Source organism: Alkalibaculum bacchi (genome assembly GCF_937875145.1).
Classification (GTDB): domain Bacteria; phylum Bacillota; class Clostridia; order Eubacteriales; family Alkalibacteraceae; genus Alkalibaculum; species Alkalibaculum bacchi_A.
In genome coordinates this window covers 41,712-59,746 of sequence record NZ_CALNCS010000021.1, presented here as the reverse complement: position 1 = coordinate 59,746, position 18,035 = coordinate 41,712, and the positions used below count along the sequence as shown (strand labels likewise).

The 18,035-nt window shown below is 31.9% G+C and carries 27 protein-coding genes; 1 reads left to right on the top strand and 26 read right to left on the bottom strand.

From position 1 onward, the window contains the following. The first annotated feature begins 164 nt into the window (after positions 1–164). On the top strand, positions 165–872 hold the full coding sequence (locus Q7P22_RS01595; RefSeq protein ID WP_303859873.1) for a pseudouridine synthase: 708 nt from the start codon (positions 165–167) through the stop codon (positions 870–872). Positions 873–1,004: 132 nt separating this feature from the next. Here the strand turns inward: Q7P22_RS01595 and Q7P22_RS01590 are convergent, their stop codons facing one another. The 26 genes from Q7P22_RS01590 to Q7P22_RS01470 all read right to left on the bottom strand — a co-directional run bounded on the left by Q7P22_RS01590 (position 1,005) and on the right by Q7P22_RS01470 (position 18,024). Continuing rightward, positions 1,005–1,820, bottom strand: a complete 816-nt coding sequence (locus tag Q7P22_RS01590; RefSeq protein ID WP_303859871.1) for a hypothetical protein — start codon at positions 1,818–1,820, stop codon at positions 1,005–1,007. A gap of 84 nt (positions 1,821–1,904) precedes the next feature. Beyond that, positions 1,905–2,753 carry a hypothetical protein gene (locus Q7P22_RS01585; RefSeq protein ID WP_303859869.1) on the bottom strand — a complete coding sequence of 283 codons (849 nt, stop codon included), beginning with the start codon at positions 2,751–2,753 and terminating at the stop codon, positions 1,905–1,907. A gap of 742 nt (positions 2,754–3,495) precedes the next feature. Then, positions 3,496–5,088 carry a recombinase family protein gene (locus Q7P22_RS01580; RefSeq protein ID WP_303859867.1) on the bottom strand — a complete coding sequence of 531 codons (1,593 nt, stop codon included), beginning with the start codon at positions 5,086–5,088 and terminating at the stop codon, positions 3,496–3,498. A gap of 18 nt (positions 5,089–5,106) precedes the next feature. Beyond that, a complete protein-coding gene (locus Q7P22_RS01575; RefSeq protein ID WP_303859865.1) occupies positions 5,107–5,409 on the bottom strand; it encodes a hypothetical protein in 303 nt (100 codons plus the stop codon). Then, a complete protein-coding gene (locus Q7P22_RS01570) occupies positions 5,396–5,632 on the bottom strand; it encodes a hypothetical protein (RefSeq protein ID WP_303859863.1) in 237 nt (78 codons plus the stop codon). The genes Q7P22_RS01575 and Q7P22_RS01570 overlap by 14 nt, the downstream gene beginning before the upstream one ends. A 35-nt stretch (positions 5,633–5,667) precedes the next feature. Further along, positions 5,668–7,266 (bottom strand): phage/plasmid primase, P4 family, encoded by a 1,599-nt coding sequence (locus Q7P22_RS01565; protein WP_303859861.1) that lies wholly within the window; start codon positions 7,264–7,266, stop codon positions 5,668–5,670. A 12-nt stretch (positions 7,267–7,278) separates the two neighbouring features. Then, positions 7,279–7,638, bottom strand: coding sequence for a hypothetical protein (locus Q7P22_RS01560; RefSeq protein ID WP_303859860.1), 360 nt, complete (start codon positions 7,636–7,638; stop codon positions 7,279–7,281). Next, positions 7,635–8,153, bottom strand: coding sequence for a hypothetical protein (locus Q7P22_RS01555; protein ID WP_303859858.1), 519 nt, complete (start codon positions 8,151–8,153; stop codon positions 7,635–7,637). Before Q7P22_RS01555 ends, Q7P22_RS01560 begins: the two co-directional genes overlap by 4 nt. A 256-nt stretch (positions 8,154–8,409) precedes the next feature. After that, on the bottom strand, positions 8,410–9,186 hold the full coding sequence (locus tag Q7P22_RS01550; RefSeq protein WP_303859856.1) for a hypothetical protein: 777 nt from the start codon (positions 9,184–9,186) through the stop codon (positions 8,410–8,412). 222 nt (positions 9,187–9,408) lie between these two features. Then, on the bottom strand, positions 9,409–9,726 hold the full coding sequence (locus Q7P22_RS01545) for a DUF960 family protein (RefSeq protein WP_303859854.1): 318 nt from the start codon (positions 9,724–9,726) through the stop codon (positions 9,409–9,411). Between the two features lie 264 nt (positions 9,727–9,990). Continuing rightward, positions 9,991–10,299 (bottom strand): JAB domain-containing protein, encoded by a 309-nt coding sequence (locus tag Q7P22_RS01540; RefSeq protein WP_369695473.1) that lies wholly within the window; start codon positions 10,297–10,299, stop codon positions 9,991–9,993. 225 nt (positions 10,300–10,524) lie between these two features. After that, entirely contained in the window at positions 10,525–10,677 is a 153-nt protein-coding gene (locus Q7P22_RS01535) for a hypothetical protein (protein WP_303859852.1), read from the bottom strand. A gap of 187 nt (positions 10,678–10,864) precedes the next feature. Continuing rightward, positions 10,865–11,227, bottom strand: coding sequence for a hypothetical protein (locus Q7P22_RS01530; RefSeq protein ID WP_303859850.1), 363 nt, complete (start codon positions 11,225–11,227; stop codon positions 10,865–10,867). Positions 11,228–11,390: 163 nt separating this feature from the next. Next, on the bottom strand, positions 11,391–11,729 hold the full coding sequence (locus Q7P22_RS01525) for a hypothetical protein (RefSeq protein ID WP_303859848.1): 339 nt from the start codon (positions 11,727–11,729) through the stop codon (positions 11,391–11,393). A gap of 30 nt (positions 11,730–11,759) precedes the next feature. Next, a complete protein-coding gene (locus tag Q7P22_RS01520) occupies positions 11,760–11,957 on the bottom strand; it encodes a hypothetical protein (protein WP_303859846.1) in 198 nt (65 codons plus the stop codon). A gap of 163 nt (positions 11,958–12,120) precedes the next feature. Continuing rightward, positions 12,121–12,300, bottom strand: a complete 180-nt coding sequence (locus Q7P22_RS01515; protein WP_303859844.1) for a hypothetical protein — start codon at positions 12,298–12,300, stop codon at positions 12,121–12,123. Positions 12,301–12,327: 27 nt separating this feature from the next. Further along, the gene (locus tag Q7P22_RS01510) at positions 12,328–12,474 is read right to left on the bottom strand and encodes a hypothetical protein (RefSeq protein ID WP_303859842.1); all 147 of its coding nucleotides are present in this window, start codon (positions 12,472–12,474) and stop codon (positions 12,328–12,330) included. Positions 12,475–12,637: 163 nt separating this feature from the next. Continuing rightward, positions 12,638–12,754, bottom strand: a complete 117-nt coding sequence (locus Q7P22_RS14895) for a JAB domain-containing protein (protein ID WP_369695472.1) — start codon at positions 12,752–12,754, stop codon at positions 12,638–12,640. An 80-nt stretch (positions 12,755–12,834) separates the two neighbouring features. Beyond that, positions 12,835–13,983, bottom strand: coding sequence for a DNA methyltransferase (locus Q7P22_RS01505; RefSeq protein ID WP_303859840.1), 1,149 nt, complete (start codon positions 13,981–13,983; stop codon positions 12,835–12,837). 475 nt (positions 13,984–14,458) lie between these two features. Next, positions 14,459–14,938 carry a 23S rRNA (pseudouridine(1915)-N(3))-methyltransferase RlmH gene (gene rlmH / locus Q7P22_RS01500; protein WP_303859838.1) on the bottom strand — a complete coding sequence of 160 codons (480 nt, stop codon included), beginning with the start codon at positions 14,936–14,938 and terminating at the stop codon, positions 14,459–14,461. Between the two features lie 7 nt (positions 14,939–14,945). Next, positions 14,946–15,551 (bottom strand): NAD-dependent deacetylase, encoded by a 606-nt coding sequence (locus Q7P22_RS01495; RefSeq protein ID WP_303859940.1) that lies wholly within the window; start codon positions 15,549–15,551, stop codon positions 14,946–14,948. Positions 15,552–15,636: 85 nt separating this feature from the next. Further along, a complete protein-coding gene (locus Q7P22_RS01490) occupies positions 15,637–15,843 on the bottom strand; it encodes a hypothetical protein (protein WP_303859836.1) in 207 nt (68 codons plus the stop codon). 172 nt (positions 15,844–16,015) lie between these two features. Further along, on the bottom strand, positions 16,016–16,645 hold the full coding sequence (locus Q7P22_RS01485; protein WP_303859834.1) for a bifunctional 2-keto-4-hydroxyglutarate aldolase/2-keto-3-deoxy-6-phosphogluconate aldolase: 630 nt from the start codon (positions 16,643–16,645) through the stop codon (positions 16,016–16,018). Beyond that, positions 16,645–17,355 carry an NAD(P)-dependent oxidoreductase gene (locus Q7P22_RS01480; protein WP_303859938.1) on the bottom strand — a complete coding sequence of 237 codons (711 nt, stop codon included), beginning with the start codon at positions 17,353–17,355 and terminating at the stop codon, positions 16,645–16,647. The genes Q7P22_RS01485 and Q7P22_RS01480 overlap by 1 nt, the downstream gene beginning before the upstream one ends. Further along, entirely contained in the window at positions 17,330–17,578 is a 249-nt protein-coding gene (locus Q7P22_RS01475) for a hypothetical protein (RefSeq protein ID WP_303859832.1), read from the bottom strand. Before Q7P22_RS01475 ends, Q7P22_RS01480 begins: the two co-directional genes overlap by 26 nt. After that, complete coding sequence (locus tag Q7P22_RS01470) at positions 17,578–18,024, bottom strand: PTS sugar transporter subunit IIA (RefSeq protein ID WP_303859831.1); 447 nt, start codon at positions 18,022–18,024, stop codon at positions 17,578–17,580. Before Q7P22_RS01470 ends, Q7P22_RS01475 begins: the two co-directional genes overlap by 1 nt. Between the last annotated feature and the right edge of the window lie 11 nt (positions 18,025–18,035).

The following is an 18,035-nucleotide window of genomic DNA, read 5'->3' as shown; positions in this document are numbered from 1 at the left end:
AGGATTAAACTATTCTTTTACAAAGGATACATTTTAGTTGAACCTCTCGTAGCTAAATTCAAGATGTTATCAGCCCTTTCATAAATAAGGTCTATGTTTCATTCTAAGTATCAGGTATAATTAATATTTAAATAAAAGAATCATCTTATTAAGGATGTGTGATCATGCGCATTAATAAATATATAAGCGAATCAGGAAAAACATCTAGGAGAGGTGCTGATAAATTAATTGCCGATGGAAAGGTTACGATTAATGGTAACCATGCTACATTAGGTAGCAATGTAGCACCGGGTGATGATGTTCGCATAGACGGAAAGCCAGTTCGGGTAGTAAGTAATAAAGTCTATATCGCCTTAAACAAACCTGTAGGAATCACGAGTACAACAGAAAAGAATATAAAGGGAAATATCGTTGATTTTGTCAATCATCCCTTAAGAATATTTCATATTGGGCGCTTAGATAAAGATTCGGAGGGCTTAATTCTTCTTACTAATGACGGGGATATTGTTAATGAAATTCTGCGTTCAGAATATCGACACGAAAAGGAATATATTGTTTCAGTAAATAAACCCATTACCCCTCAATTTTTAAAGAAGATGTCGGAGGGCGTTGAAATTTTAAATACAAAAACGCTTCCTTGTAAGACTTTTCAACTATCAAAATATGATTTTAAAATCATTCTCACACAGGGATTAAATCGTCAAATTCGCCGTATGTGCGCTGGATTAGGATATGAAGTCAAACGGCTTCAAAGAATTCGAATCATGAATATTCATTTAGGTGATCTTCCTATAGGAAAATGGAGAGATTTATCGAAGAAAGAAAGAACTCAATTATTTAAAGAATTAAATTACAAACCAAAAGAATGGTAAAAAACACCTTAACAAAATATAATTAAGATAAATCTAGACTCTTATGAACCTTATCTATTTGTGATAAGGTTCTCCGTACCTATATCATCAGATAAAAAATTACATTCCCCATTCACCTAGGGAATGAATTCTTTAGTTTACTACGTCCTCTCCAAATTCTATTATTTTACCATCTTCAGTAACATAAGCCCATAGTAGTGTCCCTGATCCACCTTCTTCTATCATAGATATAGATTTAAGCGATATCCAATATGCCTTCCTGTTGTTTATATATGTTGGTTCTTTTTCATAGTAATACTCTACATCCTTATCTAATCCATAATAATTTTCAGCTATCTCTATAGCTTTATCTACTGTAAATTCCTCTTTTTTGCTAGTAGCTTCTGTCTTAGCCTTTTTCTCAGCTTTATTTTCTACTTCAATTTTAGTCAATTCTGAATCAACTTTAGAATTTAGTTCGTTTATTTTGTTCTGTTGATTTTCATTAACTAAACCTTTATTTATTTCTTCAATTAAAGTTTTTGCTTCACTATAATTCTTCTCACCAATTAGACCTTCTAGCTTAGTTATATTATTGTTAGTTACTTCTACTTCTTTTGTCTTCTCTTCAATTTGATTATTTAGTGAATCCACATCTTCTTTAATTGAATAATTTTTGTAACGCCCATCGATGTCATCTAATATTTCTTTTGCTTCATTGATTTTATTCTCATCTACTGCCTCTTTTGCCCTTTGATAAGTTTCTAATATGGAATATAACTTATTTGCTTCTGCATTATCATTTTCTTCGTCTAATGCTAATTCCAATGCGACTAAAGCTTTATCGTAATCCTTACTTTCTATTGCTATGTTAGCTTGTTCTAATGATTTTTTTACAATGCTATTTCCACATCCAGTTAATGTTAATACCAATACCATAAGTAGGATTGTTTTAGTTATTTTCTTCATAATAATTCCCCTTAGTATATACTTTAGCTATTATTTCCCAATAATTATGATACATTATAAGTTTAAATACTTAAATTATCATAATCAATGTATTTTTATACATTTTCCGTCTGCTGAAAAAGTGTTTTTATAAACATGCCGTTCCATGTCAACATAGTAATCAGCTATTGAAGTTCCACTAGGAACATGATTTTCATAAAACATATATGCTGTTTTACCTCTCGCTTCCGATGGTATATACGAGGATGATTCTATTGTTATAACACCTGAATATACAATCTCGTAATCTTTTTCGAGGTTTATAACTGACAAGATCAAATCATAAGCTTGAGCTTCAGTAAGACTGTTACTAGTATTATCGTTATTACTACTGTTTGAAGTAGCCTTTTTTTTACTTTCAGTTTCTGCTTTAGCCTTTTCTGAAGTAACTTTAGAATCTAATTCATTTATTTTATTTTTTTGATCTTCATTTAATGAACTTTTATTAATTTCTTCAATTAAGGTTTTTGCCTCATCATACTTTTTCTCTTCAATTAGTTTTTCTAGCTTAGTTATATTGTTGTTAATTACTTCAACCTCTTTAACTTTTTCTTGAATTAGATTATTTAGTGAATTTACATCCTCTTTAATTGGATAATTTTTATAGCGCTCATCGATGTCATCTAATATTTCTTTCGCTTCATTAATTTTATTCTCATCTACTGCTTTTTTTGCCTTTTGGTAACTTTGTAATATAGAATATAACTTATTAGCCTCTACATTATCATTTTCTTCATCTAATGCTAATTCTAATGCAAGCAAAGCTTTATCATAATCCTTACCTTCTATTGCAGTGTTAGCTTGTTCAATGGATTTCTTAACAATGTTATTTCCACATCCAGTAAACATTAATGCTAATGCAACAAGTATTATTGCAGTTGTTAATTTTCTCATATTTATCCCCCTTGATAATAATTTGTATATTCTAAGTATTATTTTATACTATTGAAGGATGCTTTTCCATATATTACATTCTCCGATTTATTGAATCAACCTTATGAACTGTTGTATTCTAACCACCATTCTAATAAAAAATGTAACTACAATAGTACTAAGTACAGAAGTTAAATCATGAGTATTTCTATAAGAAAACATACCTCAGCAGAAATGAATATTTTTTAATTAGGAATTCAACTTTCCCACCAGTAAAAATGGGTTGAATACTTGATAAATCCAGCAAAATACTTCATAAATTGGTGACTTAACATAAAAATAGCACCAATCTTTAGTATAATAAGATTAGTGAAATCAAAACTACACAAAGAAAGTGCTAATTTTACGATATACCAAAATAAATTATTTGAAAATACTGAAATCAAGCTGCTGTTCTATTAATCCAACGACTACTTGATACTAGTATACAGGCTGACTATGCCTTGATGGATATGAAAAAACCATAATGATCAGAAAACCTATTACAAATTATTTTACATATTCTGTGATGATATATAGAACTTAGATCTAACAAAGGCTCTTAAGAGCCTTATACCTCTATCGATGGAGCAGTTAAATACTTTCACAGCTGATATCTCAATATGATTAAATGTAAATTACAGGATTGGATGAATGCCAAGCCTTATATATTCAAGAAATGTTTGCAAATTTAAGCTGGGAACGTTCACTAACAACATCTTTTTTATATTACAAGCCGAAACACAAAAATAGGGTCATCCTCATTGGATGACCCTATTATCATTTCTATATCCTCATTATATTTAATCTCAATACTATCCAGTTCTCTCTTCTCATTAACAGTTATCTTTTCTACAAGCAAGTGGAGTAACAGTTTTTTGTTCTCGTTACTTGCTTGTTGTAGCAGAGCGCTGAATTTGCTTAATTTTTCTTTTACATAATCAACTGGTATCTCATCTGATGAACTATATTCTAAATTAGACTCCAAATATAATAGCCTCTCTTCAATCTTCAATACATCTTCATCTGATTTTTTAATCCTTTTTGCAAGATCCTCTTTAGTAATTAAATCCAATTGAAACAACTCAATCAATTTATCCTTTTTTATATTATCTTTTTCTAGCTCATCCTTAGATAGTTTTATTTCTTCTTCTATAGGCTTTATATTTTTATTCCTCTCCTCATTCAACCTTTGAACTACATCTTCAACTATCTTTGTATTTATTGTAACTTCATTTATTCTGTTTAATACAGCTTCTTCTATATACTCTTGTCTAATACTATTCGCAGTACAAACAGCGCTACCTTTATTATGAAAGTTACCACATTGATAATATTGATATATGGTTACCGCTCCTGTAGTCTTCGATTTATAATGCCCTCTACCTCTTACCATACTGTATCCACATACAGGACATTTTAGTATCCCTGTAAGTAAAAACTCACCATCATAAACCCTAGAAGGTTTAAAACTCTTTTTGTTCATTAGTAACTGCACTCTATCCCAATCTTCCTCGTCTATTATAGCTTCATGTTCTCCTTTAACTAGTATATACTCTTCATTTTTACCTTTTCTTCTCTTATTACACCAATCGACATACCTGCCGAACCTTATATATCCTTTATATAAGGGGTTGGTTAATATATACTTAATTCCAAAGGTATTAAAATGTGTTCCATTCTTAGTCTTGTATCCTTGCTGGTTTATTCTATTCACTATTGCCTTGTAACCCTTTCCTTCCAAATAATAGTTATATATCTTTACTATAATTATTGCTTCACTTTCTACTATCTCTAATTTCGTCTTACCTGTCCCATCATCTACTGATTCATATCCCAATACTCTACCACCATTATATTTCCCTTGCTTCGCACGCCCTTTCATCCCCATTTTCACATTATCAATTATAGTACCTCTTTCAAACTCTGCTATTGAAGCTAGCAAGCTCATCATTAATTTTCCTTGGTTAGTATTTGTTTCAAATGGTTCAGTCAATGAACTAAAAGTTATATCATATCTCTTTAAATGATCTACTATCTTTAATAAGTCCAAATGATTTCTTGCAAGCCTATTTGTCTTCCAAGTAATTACCTCATCAAATAGGTTATCTTCTGCATCTTTTAGCAACTGCTGTAACTGAAGTCTATTTTTTACTGACGAGCCACTAATGCCTCTATCTGCATATACTTTAACTACTTTCTTTCCTCGTTCTTCGCATTCTGACTTTATATTTGCAATTTGTTCATCTATAGAGTAGCCCTTTTCGGCTTGCTCTACAGTTGAAACTCTTGCATAAATAGCTACTCTACTATCCATTATGAACTCCTCTCCAATCTAATTTAGGTCGTAAACTATTGTTGAATTAGGCTTGTCATAGCTTAAATCAATTCCCTTTATATTAATTAGTCCTGCATCAACGTAGTACTTGATTCTTTTACCTTTTATAATTCGTTGACCCGTACTTAACTTACTCCAACTTGGATCTATTTCTGATAATTTTCCTTTGGACATTCCAATACGTTTAAATCTGTATAAATCATTCACTAATTTTTTAATTTCATCTTTTATTTCTGCAGATTTGCCTTCAGCCTTCATTTTCTGTACAATTTGATAACCTGATGACTTAAATTTGCTCATTGTCTGTAGCCTCCTTTTTATATACCTCTTCTATCATTGCCACTAATGAATCTATGAATAATTGATACATTTGATCTTCCCCTTTATAATATATATTTAATAATTGATTAGAGACGGAATCAGTGGCGATAGTACCGTATTTTTGGAAAATATTTTTGTTATTGCTTTTGGCTTTGTAAGAACTTTTTTTATTATTCGCCACTATCGCCACTACTTTCATCATCTAAAGTCTTCAGCCCTACCTTTTTTCTTTCTTCACTATTTTTTTCGATCACTTTTCAAACGTATGCCTATAAACAAATCTTTACCATTACTTTTGCCTTCATTATATTTCATGTCTAACGAATTGAGACTATTTCTAAATCTCTTCCAAAATTCTCTACTTGGAATCCTGTTATGTTTTGTGTTATATGTTCTTATGCACCAGCTCTCGAACCTATTTCTTATCTCATACCTTTGAACTGTAAAATGAGTCTCCTCTTGGACTTCATCTTCTATAAATTGGCTTAATATATCCATATCCTTCCTGTAATCTCTGAGAGTCGTATCAATCTCTCTACTTTCTGTAAACTTGTAATTATTATCTCTTAACCGCTTTAGGCCTTCTAATGCAAAATTAAGTATTCCAGGCATCTCAGTAAATAATTTTTCTTTTAAATTTGGATTCGCTAACTCTTCTCCCTCTTTTGGTTTAAGGCTATATCGCTTATTAAAGGGCAGAATCAGCAGTCTACGATAATACCCATAACTATAATCCATGCTTTTTGGCATTGAGTTAACAGCAAAAATTAGCTTCACAAAGGGTCTATATATAAAGGGATTTCTATACTTTTCTTCAACTTGAATCAAATCGCCTGAAACAATCTTTTTAAAATCTCCAGTAGCCAGCATATCTCTATCCATCTCATTCTCTGTTGATATATTAACTGTCTTGTTGTATATGCTGAACTTAGCAAATTTTCCACCTAGTTCCTTCAACGATGTACTGGATAAATTATCCTCTCCATAAAGTTTAGCCATTACATCACATAATACGGATTTTCCATTAGAACCATGCCCTAGTAATATAAAAGCCTTCTGCGCATTGGTATCTGCCGTTAGACAATATCCTAATATTTCCTGCATTACTAAAACCCTTTCTTGGTCACCGTCAAATATATCCATTAGAAAATCTTTAAATTTGGGACAATTTGATTCCTTTTCGTATTCTATAGGTATTTGTATGCTTGAATAATAATACTTATGGTGACTCTCAAGTTCAAACGTCTTAAGGTTTAACATGCCATTAGTCAAGTTTACATAATTTCTTCGGGAATTAAATTCCTTAATTCGCTTACATTCTAGCTTCAATGCCTCTATATACTTAAACTCTAAAGCAGGTTTCCAGAGATCTTCACTAAGAAAGTTTACAATTCTTCTCAATCTACTTTTGAATTCTAATTCATCTAATTCCACCCAATAACCGTTTCTGTATGAATAGAATGTGTCTGAATTAAAAACCACAAGGTCATATCTATCTGCTATAAATTTTGAGAATCTATTGTGAGAAAACTGAATTGAGCCATCTGATTTAGTAACAATGCCTAATTTGTCATATCCTGCTTTACCAAGCTCACTCTTTATAGTGTTTATATAGTCTCTAATTTTGCCTTCCACTATCTCTTTAGAACTGCTTTTTTCTAGCAGATGAAGAGCCGTTAGATATGACTCTTCATCTGTATCCTTTAAGAAAAATAAGATATTTAGATTTTTATTATCTAAACAATCGCTTTCCTTCAATAAACTTCTTTTGAACATACCTAAGACCTCTAAAGTATCTAGCCCTATAAAAAAATCTGGTAATTGAATACTGTTCAAGCTTGATACCCCCTACTCTTCATATACAATACAGTCTTCTGAGAAGTATTCAACAATGTTGCTATAATATCTATTGGACTTTTCAGAGTAATTTACTTTAATTTCTACTCCTACTTTAGCCCCTATTAATACAGAAGTTAAATCTTCAATTACTGCTGGAATTTCACCAGTTACGGCTTTTACTAATTCTCCTAGTTTTGTTCCTTCCTCTAACTCCAAAAAGATTCGATCAAAAGCTAGCAACCCTTCGTCATCTTCTAAGGTTAGTTTAATATAATTCCTATTACTGTTGTCTTGCGATAAAACTTTAATGGTTAATACATAAACGCCTTCGTCTATGGTTTTATATCCTCGATTAACAGTAATCTTCATGCAACATCCTCCCATGTTTCTAGTACACTTACTACACCAAAATTTGGAATTTTCAGAAGATGTGTATATATAGTCAAATAGATAGATGCTATCTCTATTTTGGTTCTCTTAAAACCTTCTAGTATTTCATCAACCTTACGTTCTATCGTAGAAGATGTTATACTGAAAGTAGTGTTATACGGATTGTCAACAAAGTTAAATAGTTCTATGAAGAAGCAATTCATTGATATATCAAGTGCACTTTGACAACCGACTGTATTTCTGACGTTTCTAGCTAAACTTTTAATTAAATTTAGTTGACTTATACCTGCTCTCCAATCTTTTCCATCAACTATCAACTTATCATCTAATTCAACAGCTACAGTTATTGATGAAATTTCTGTAGATATAATATCTTCTGGTAATTCTTTTTTCCATCTATCTTGGGACCCATATTTAAATCCACAATAATCTTTTAGTGATAAATTGACTTGATAATTTGGCGTAAAAATTGTTTTGGTATCTTGGATCATCAATAATTCCTCCGTTTTACTTAGGGGCAGTTGAACGCACCCGTAAGTATTTATTTTCCTTATTCCTTTTTTCATCAGCAGTGTTTTCTGAAAGTAAGGAATACGTCCTTAAACTACTAGCTATTTTCAAAAGGCGGCCACCTCTTATAAACATTATAGTGTATCAAGATTTTGATTGAAATGAAGGGAATGATGCAGAAAATGAATAAAAGTTTTCATTGACAACAATATATTTTTGTGTACAAAAAAACAGAGCTTCTTATGGCTCTATTTTTTCTATTACATTAAATTCTTTCAGATAATCCAGTAGTGTGTACTCATTATGATTTAACTTTAGATTTGTGTTGTACACTAGTTTTTCTATACCATCCATTTCATCTACGATTCGTCCAATAATTTTTTTATCAATGTAATCAAGTCTACTCTTCATGTATTCATAAGCATCAATTTTTGATTTATCTCCCATTGCTAAGAATTTTTCAATAATCCCTTGTACTTGCTTTACCATGTCTTCTACGAGTTCTTCATTTATTTCTGGTAAAGTAAAACGATATAGTTGACTCATTATATTGATACTAACGTTTTCCCAGCTTCTATTTTTAAACGTTTGTACTCTATTACGATCTGTATTTCCTGTTGAACGCTCCCAATCTGTTTTAAAAAGTTCTAGTACATGTGATAATTTAGCTATCCACTCATCACCATCATCTACTAATACAAATTTCCCGTTCAGTAATTGTTCGAAATAGGGCTCGTCATATGTTATTAATAATAAGGCTAGAAATATTGTAGTAGTAAGATTGAATTGGAATGAACCTTTATTCTCATTACTTCTAGTCGGACTAAAGTTAAGTTCTTTAAGAAATAAATCAATCCCTGATCCATCAGAATTTCTATTTAATATTCTTTGAACTCTTTTAGAATCTAAAAACTCAAGAATCTTATCTAGATGATTATTAAGTGTCCGCTCTTCATAATATGTATCTTTTTTACCTCTTGCTAATTCTATTATATTATTTTTACTGAATGTTTCCATCTATTCCACCTCATCTACAAAGATATATTTGCTTTTATTGTACCATCTGTAAATATCTTTTAGTGAAAATGTTTCTTATATTCTTACTACTCATATTTCTACTAATTTTAATGATGTATGCAAGATCACTAAATAAATCGTTTTTTTATTCACAGTACATATAATAGCCAAAAAAATAGCAACCATATATAGTCGCTACTTGATTGTATATATTAGATGCACCTAATATTCCTCTGGCAATAGCATTGTCACATGATCTATATCGTCTATCACATAGATCTTTTCTGTTATATCACTAAATTTACTTATAATATGGACTTCCTCATATGGTGGCTGTTCTTGACTCAACGTTATGATCAGATTTCTTTTTCTGTTCTTTCTTTCTGACTTTAATTTAAATATTTGTAAATAATCCATTGGTACTCCTTTATTCTTTTTCCTCTCTTCTATAATCCCCCACAAATACATTACTAATGCCGATGGTATCCCTAAACTTATTCCCCTAGTTACATACCTAGAACCGTTAAATTTATATTCCATTATGCAATATATCCCCTTCTATAGACTTTTCTAGCACAAAGTATTTTTTACATAAAAACAGCCTTAATCACCATCTTTGGTAATTAAGGCTGTTATGTATTTCCTAGATTTAAAAATTTAGATTTCTTGATCAGACTGATTTTGTTATCACACCTTTAATTATATAAATTCATCAATTTTGAATAGAATTATCCTCTGTATTATTCAATGATTTTTACATTGTAATTTCCCATACATAATTTGTACCATCTAACTTTTACTTTACTATTTAAGCATATCATTTTCTTTAAAACTAAAATATAGACCTTCTCCACCAATTATTATATGGTCTAAGATTGGAATTCCCATCAGACTACCTACTTCTTCTAACCTAGAGGTTATACTAATATCTTCTTTACTAGGATTAGGATCTCCTGATGGATGATTGTGGCTAATAATAATACTATTTGCATTGGATATGATCGCTACCTTGAATATTTCTCTTGGATGACATAGGGAACTATTTAATGTTCCTATGCTTACGACACTTACATTTGTTGGCTGATTTTTCGCATCTAATGATATTGAAATCATCTTGAAATCTTCTACATAAGCTAACTACATCACTAGGGGAGCTTATCTTTCTAGGTTCATATAAGACACTTCCTTCTTTACAGAGTTTTATCTTAACTATATCTATTAACTTTCTGGGTTTTCTTGTATTAATTGTATTCATCCCCTTTCCCTTTGTTTTCACATAAAAACTGCCTCAATCTCCCTAATATGAGAGATTGAGGCTTTTTGATAGAGCTTGTTGGCTCATATAATAGTTTTAGTAGCTTTATTTGTTGTTGTCTGTAATTTCTTTCTCTTAGCTGTCTCATATGCTGTCATACCTAAGATAAGACCACTTGTAAATAGTTCTATAGCTTGAGCTGTTGTAACTGTTATATAAGATATCACCTTTATCAATCCTTTCTCTTTTATTAATACGTTACTGTATTAGCTAAATCTACAGTTTCAACTAACACGCAAATAGATACTCCAGCTACAATTCCACTTATAAACCATCTCATAGTTATTCCTCCTTCCATATATTCTGACATGTATAGTTCCATAAAAAATAGCCTTAATCACCACATTGTGGAAATTAAGGCTGTCATTCTTCCATTTGGTCTATTAAATTCTTTGGCATTAGTCTCATCGGCATTATTAATGATATTGCATAATTATCGCTACAGATCATCAAAACATTGGTATATACCTCACCATTACCACATACTATCGTATTTATATATTCGGCAATAATATCGTCATAATCAATATAGAGTTCCTCCTTTATTATTAAAAGGTCATCTTCACTTTCTACTACTAGAACATATCCTCCATCATCATTGTATTTATCTCTCTCTTCTCCATATCCTAAGTCTAGTATTTGAAGAATCTCAATTATTGCCTCTTGTACCTCTTGAGGTAAAGAATGTATCTTTTCTTTTTCTTTTAAATATGCTATTTCTATCATTTTTTATCCTCCCTTGTAAGCTGCTATCATGATCGATGTACCTATTGACAAATTAGTTCTTTAATATCATAAAACTTTTGACCTAATGTTAAGGGATCAATACCTTCTGTTGTTTTATTAGTTTCTATTTGAGCCCAGACATTTTGCTCCTATTAAAGTCATTCTACTGATATGGATCTTGTAACTGAAGATAGCAGATGTCATTTAACTCTTTAAGCCATGTAATACAATCTTCTACTGTTCCACCATTAAAAACTGGCGTTTTCTCAAAATAGTTTACTTCTATTACTACCTCATCCTCTGCTTCCATGAAGAAAATATCCATTCCGTCCACATAGGGGGACTCATTCGTTTTTACTGCTACTCTTGCAATGTAGATTTGGTCTGCTCCTTTCTTTATGATGCTTACTCCTAGTACCCATTGACTATAGTCCCCTAATGAATCATGTTGCTCTAGTTCTTCTCTTAGGATTTCTACTATTGAGTCTGAAATCTTTGTCATATATACCACTCCTATCAAAATATATAGACCCTAAAGGTTTTGTCCTATAGGGTCTATCAAAGTAATAATATATGTTTGAAATCTCGATTGTTCTTCTACAAGATTTGATTGTATTTCGTTAGGAACTCTCTTAAGAGAGCATTGTAAACTTCCTAGAATCTTTTGTCCTTTTCTATTGACAGTATCGCCATTATTAAAATGTAATTTCGATAGTGACGATACTGTCATTTTTTAGGATCAAAAGAGTGCTTTAGATTCATTACTTAATCTTACAATTGTACATTTCAACGGTGTAGTTCCATCTGCATTATAATTCAGGCAAACTAAAAAGAGTGGATTCTCAGTACCTTCTTTATAGGCAATACCGATAATCCACTCTGATTTTTCTTCATTATATATATGTGTGAAATGAAACTGGATTCGGTAAGATTTGCAACACATCACCTGAAATGAGTTCCTCATCTAGTTCTTCATGATATAGAATTACCGTCTCTCGTCCTATCGCATTTAATTCAACTGCTACACCAAATTTCTTTTCTATAAAATTAATCAATTGTTCGATACTAAACATGGCGTGATTCCTTTCAATATAATATCATTACTTTACATTATGGCTTTCTTCATACGCTACTAGTTTCGATTGATGTTTCACCTCAGAATAAAGAGGGTGGAAACCTTTTCGACCAAAAGCCACTTTTATTTGAAGAATACTTGCTTTTTTATCTAGCAATATGGCTAATATCATATTCAAGCATTCAACAGCTTTTTTGTTTGTTTCTACTCCTCTTCCAGCTGCAATAATACATGATCCACTCTTTCCTAATAAGATACTTGTTTTTCATTTCGCCGTCATAAGTAACTTCAGTTTTTATCGTACTTTTTGTTGTTCTCACTGTTTTTTACTCCTTTCAAATGCAATAACCTTTTTCTTTCAATGAAACAAATGATTCACCACCCACTATGATGTGGTCAAGAACGTCTTTGCTCATGATCTCGCCTGCATCAGATAATCTCCTTGTAATCACAATATCTTCTTTACTTGGTTCGATCAGCTCTGATGGATGATTATTAATGCAGGATTAGTTAAAATTGCTGATTTTATCACCTACCTAAGATGTAGTATACTGGCATTTAAGCTACCAATATGACACACATTAATTGACTCTTTAACGGATATTAAATTAGAACCGAATGGTATTTTTTCATTTGTGTATGTTAATCCTTTCAATATAACATTGAAGCGATCCTTAAACTTTTCTATAACATTTGCTTCAATATAAACATTAGGCAACCAATATGCATGCTTATCCATAGAAGTAGGATTACCGTTCTCCCAATTTTCTGTAACACGAGACATTTTATTTGTATACCTTAATGAGGAACTGAACGCAAAATATATACAGTCAACTATGTCATTATCAATTTGGCCTTTCAACGCTAAAATTCTGTTGAATATAATAACATTTAAAATAAAGTTTCTTTCTGTATATAGATCGCTAAACCGATAGACTCCTTTTTCAATTAATTTATCTTCATGAGTTCTATCCCAGTTTAGAGGTATTTCATCATCAGGTATTACCATAGATTCTTCTATGAGATGTGTATACCTTTGTGATTTAATAAAGCTAGCTTCCTCATCGGATAAGTCAATAACCACTGTCTCTTCACCATTACTAATCTTCACTCTTAACGGGTGACTGCCTATAGATTTACAATCTGTTCTCTTTACCCCTGTTCTCCTATCATGACCTCCACATAACTGATTCGGACAACAATAATAGCCGTTTTTAGGTTTTCCATTAGGAGATACTACTTTATTATGCTCAGCCAATCTAATAGTCGTAGAGCAAAGAGGACAACTTACTTCATAAGTCCATTCAATCCATTCAATCTTATAGTCTATGCAATTATAATTATACTCATAATATCTTGATAATTCTTGTTCTAAATTATTAATAAACGAATTTCCCAATACTTTTAAAGTAGATATATTAACTTTTTTTAGTTGCATTTTTGATATAAAAGTTGCTAAAGGATTCAAATCAACTCCAATAGATCTTCTATTCATTGCGACACTTTCGAAAACAGTTACTCCACCCCCACAAAAGACATCTAGCACTAGATCGTTTTCCTTAGTATAGTGCTTAATTAAATTCTGAAAAACATTGTAGGGTCTTCTTGCAAAGTATTTATGCATTTTATATTGATTTGTATGTGATTTTGCTTTAACAGAAATTGAAATTGGTTTAATCATTTATACGCCTCTCCTGCTAACTGAACTAACGTTCCTGTTAGTTATTTATTCTAACACAATGTTAATTTTCATTCATTATTTTCACCAAATAAAATTGTGATTAACACAAGCCTATTTACTCCCAAATAAAAACAAGTGAAATCACCAGAATTGATTTCACTTGTACAATAAATAATTGTATTAACAATATAAAAAAACCAGTAAAAGATCAATTTGAACAAATAGAATTAGTCTAAGTTCTTAATCCATTATAGCATTTTTATTGTAAATTCCTAATCCCTATTATTCCCTTTACATCAATGATAAATTTTATTATTTTTATAATTAATTTAGGTAGTTCTCCTTTTGATACATAAACATGTCACTTTAATATTACTATATAGAATAAAGAACCTCACTTACTTATGATACGGTTCGCCCTGTATCTCAATATTCTATCGTACCAATAATGTGTGATTCATCAGATTTTTATCCGTTACTTATGATACGGTTCATTTCTCATAATGCGAAAGGCCCTGTAAATTTGCTCTAATAACATTACTCTAAAGAGCTGATGAGGAAATGTCATCTTAGAAAAAGAGAGTTTAAGTCGGCTCATTGTCCTTACTTCTTGTGATAAACCTAGAGATCCACCTATGATAAAGCAAAGATGGCTTTGACCATTAATAGCAAATTGTTCCACTTCTTTAGAAAAATCTACAGAGGTCAATTGCTTTCCTTCAATTTCCATAGTGATTACTGTAGAGGATACTGGTATTTTTTCGATAATCTTCTTGCCTTCTTTGTCTATGATTCCTTGTTGCTCTGCTGGGCTTAAATTCTCAGGGGCCTTTTCGTCTGGCACCTCTATTATCTTCAAGGTACAATATCGGCTAAGTCTCTTACTATACTCTTCTATTGCCTGTGTATAAAACTTTTCTTTAATTTTACCTACTGTAATGATTGTTATATTCAATAAATGCTCACCTTATCTGATTTAAAAATTTTGGAATGAGTTCTTCTGCATTTTCATTGATTATCTCTACCTTTACCCCAGCACTTTTAGCCGCTTCACTTACATAAGTAGCAGTTGAAGTGTAAAAGGACGTTCCTATGACGAGTAGCAAATCAACGTTTGAAACCAAATTTATGGAATCTTGAAGCCTAGGTATATTATCGCCATAAAGTACAATGTCTGGTTGTAATATTACATCTGTACATTTACCGCATTTAATAGACTCTTCTGTTACAGAAAAAGGATACCATTTACTACATTTAGGACAGTACACCTTTCGAAGACTACCGTGTATCTCTATGACTTCTTCTTCTGTACTTCCCGCTTTATGATGAAGACCGTCAATATTCATGGTTACAATGGGAATATGTTTTTTAGCTAGTGCAATATGGGCTGGATTTGGGTTTGCGGCTTCTGTTACAGTTCTCATGCCATTGAGTATTTGATAAAACTCTATCGGATGGCTATTATAATAACTTCTGCTAAGCTTGTCTCTTAAGTCGCCCATCTCTACAAATGTAGGCACTCCACTAGCCTTAGAAACACCTGCTCCTGTCAACGCTGCTATTTTCATCTCTATCACCCCTGTATCATCTACAATTATAACAATATCTTTATTATACCTCTATAATTGCCAGGAACGGCCTTTTATTAATAAATTATTTTAATTTGCTAATAATTTGTTCGAGTACATCTACAAAATAATTTAGTTTCCCTTCTATACGCTCCATATCTTCTTCAAATTCTTTTGTATGAACGACTACCCTATTCTCCTTATACTCCCCTGAAGTAATAATAACGTCTCCAAATTCAGAAAGGGACTTATCCTTTTGATGTTCATAAACTTCAGCCAGATTGAGATTCAAAGTATTATTCGTAAAGATGTGTACATCTCCTTTGCTTCCAATACTATCTAAGTAGATTACTTTTACTTTTTTATTAGATAAAATGCCACGAGAAAAAGTATGGGATATTTCTCGTGGTCATCGTTATTTTATAAATAGCTTACGAGTAGCTGCTTATAAAGTAATATTTAGTTTATTTTACTGCTTCAACAAATTTCCGAGCATCTTCTTCAACTTCTTTAAAGTTGCCAGCCTTCGCTCCTTTCGTTAAGACACTTCCAACGCCTACTGCATATGCACCATGATCAAGCCATTCTTTTACATTGTCTAAGCTAACTCCGCCAGTAGGCATAAATTCTGCTTGTGGTAAAGGACCTTTAAATGCCTTAATGGCTTTCGGTCCAAAAATATCCCCTGGAAATAATTTGATCACGCCTGCGCCTAAGCTCAAGCAGGTGACCATATCTTTAACCGTAGTAGCACCTGGAAAAACTGGAATGCAGTATGAATTGCAAAGCATAATGATTTCTTCATCTAAATGTGGGCTTACAACAAATTGTGCTCCTGCTAATATTGCAAGGCGTGCACTAACAAGATCCATGCAAGTTCCAGCACCTATAATAATATCCTCGCCTTTAAATCGCTCTACTAAACTTTCTATTACTTTGACAGCATTTGGAACCGTAAATGTCAGCTCAATAAATTTAATTCCTCCTTTATATACTGCTTCCACTGTCTTTATAACTTCTTCTTCATTGTTGCCACGAATTACGGCTATAAGTTTTTCTTCTTTTAATTTTCCCATCAACTCAGCTTTATTCATTACACTCTCCCTAAGTCCTTAATAATATTTCCTGTAGCCATTAGACTCATCAAATTTGTAGCCTCAAAGGAAGATGCTGCTGTATGAGAACCTACTATCACATTTTCTAAAGACAATAGTTTAGAGTTTTGTGGTGGTTCTTCTTCAAAAGCATCAATTCCAGCACCATAGATCTTCTTGTCTACAATTGCTTGGTATAGTACTTCTTCATCAACTATGCCACCTCTAGCTGTGTTGATTAAAACCAAATTCGATTTAGCTTTACTCAATAAGTCCCCATTGATCATATGATGAGTCTCTTCTGTTAATGGCATGTGTATACTAATGAAATCACATTCTCGCATAATGGTTTCTACATCCACAAATTTAATACTATTTTCTTGAATATATCCTTCATCTTTAAAAACATCATATGCGTAGATGTCCATATTAAAACCTTTTACACGCTGTACCATGCCTCGTCCTATAGCTCCTAAACCGAGGATACCAATCTTTTTACCAAAAACATCTAAGGCAATTTTTTTACCCCAATCGCCATTTTTACAGCCATTATGAATCTCCACTACTCTCCTTGCAACAGCCATTAATAAGGCAAAGCTATAATCAGCCACTGCTGAAGAGTTTGCACCTACTGTTCTCGAGACAGAAATCTTTTTAACCTCTGCTGTATTCATATCAATATTATCAATACCAACACCATATTTTGCAATAGCTTTTAAATTGGGCGCACTGTTTATAACCTTTTCCGTAATAGGATCTACTCCGATCTATTAGCCCATCCACATCTTTTAGTGCTTCTATAAGTTGTTCTTCATTCATAATGGCGTTATAAGCATTAAAAATAGGTTCTATACTATTGCTTTGGAATAGAGCTAAAATCTCTTGACGATTGTATTTAGCAAAAGATCTTGGGGTGACGAGCACCTTTTTCATTAGTAATTACCTTCTTCATCGTCTGTCTCTGTACTATTTAACATTTGAGAAATAGGCTCTTGTATTCCATCTCTACCGCTATTTACAGCATGTTGAGCTAATTGTTCTAACGACATAGACCCTCTCATAGCGTTTATCTCCAAGAGCATAGATAAACTCATTCCTGTTACAATTCGAATATGAACACCAGACTCCTTCAGCTCTTTGTACAAGAACATGGACGCATTATAAGGGGAAGCTCCAAATAAATCTACAAGGATTAATGCTCCATCACCACTATCTAAGGCTTTGATTTTTTCTGAAATTTCACTTTTAAACATTTCAAAATCTTGTCCTGCTATAAGAGAAACTGTATCAATGCCTTCAGCTGATCCAGCTATTAAATTTAAACTATCAATCATGCCCACAGCCATTTGACCATGGCTTATTAACAATAAACCTACCATATTATCACTCT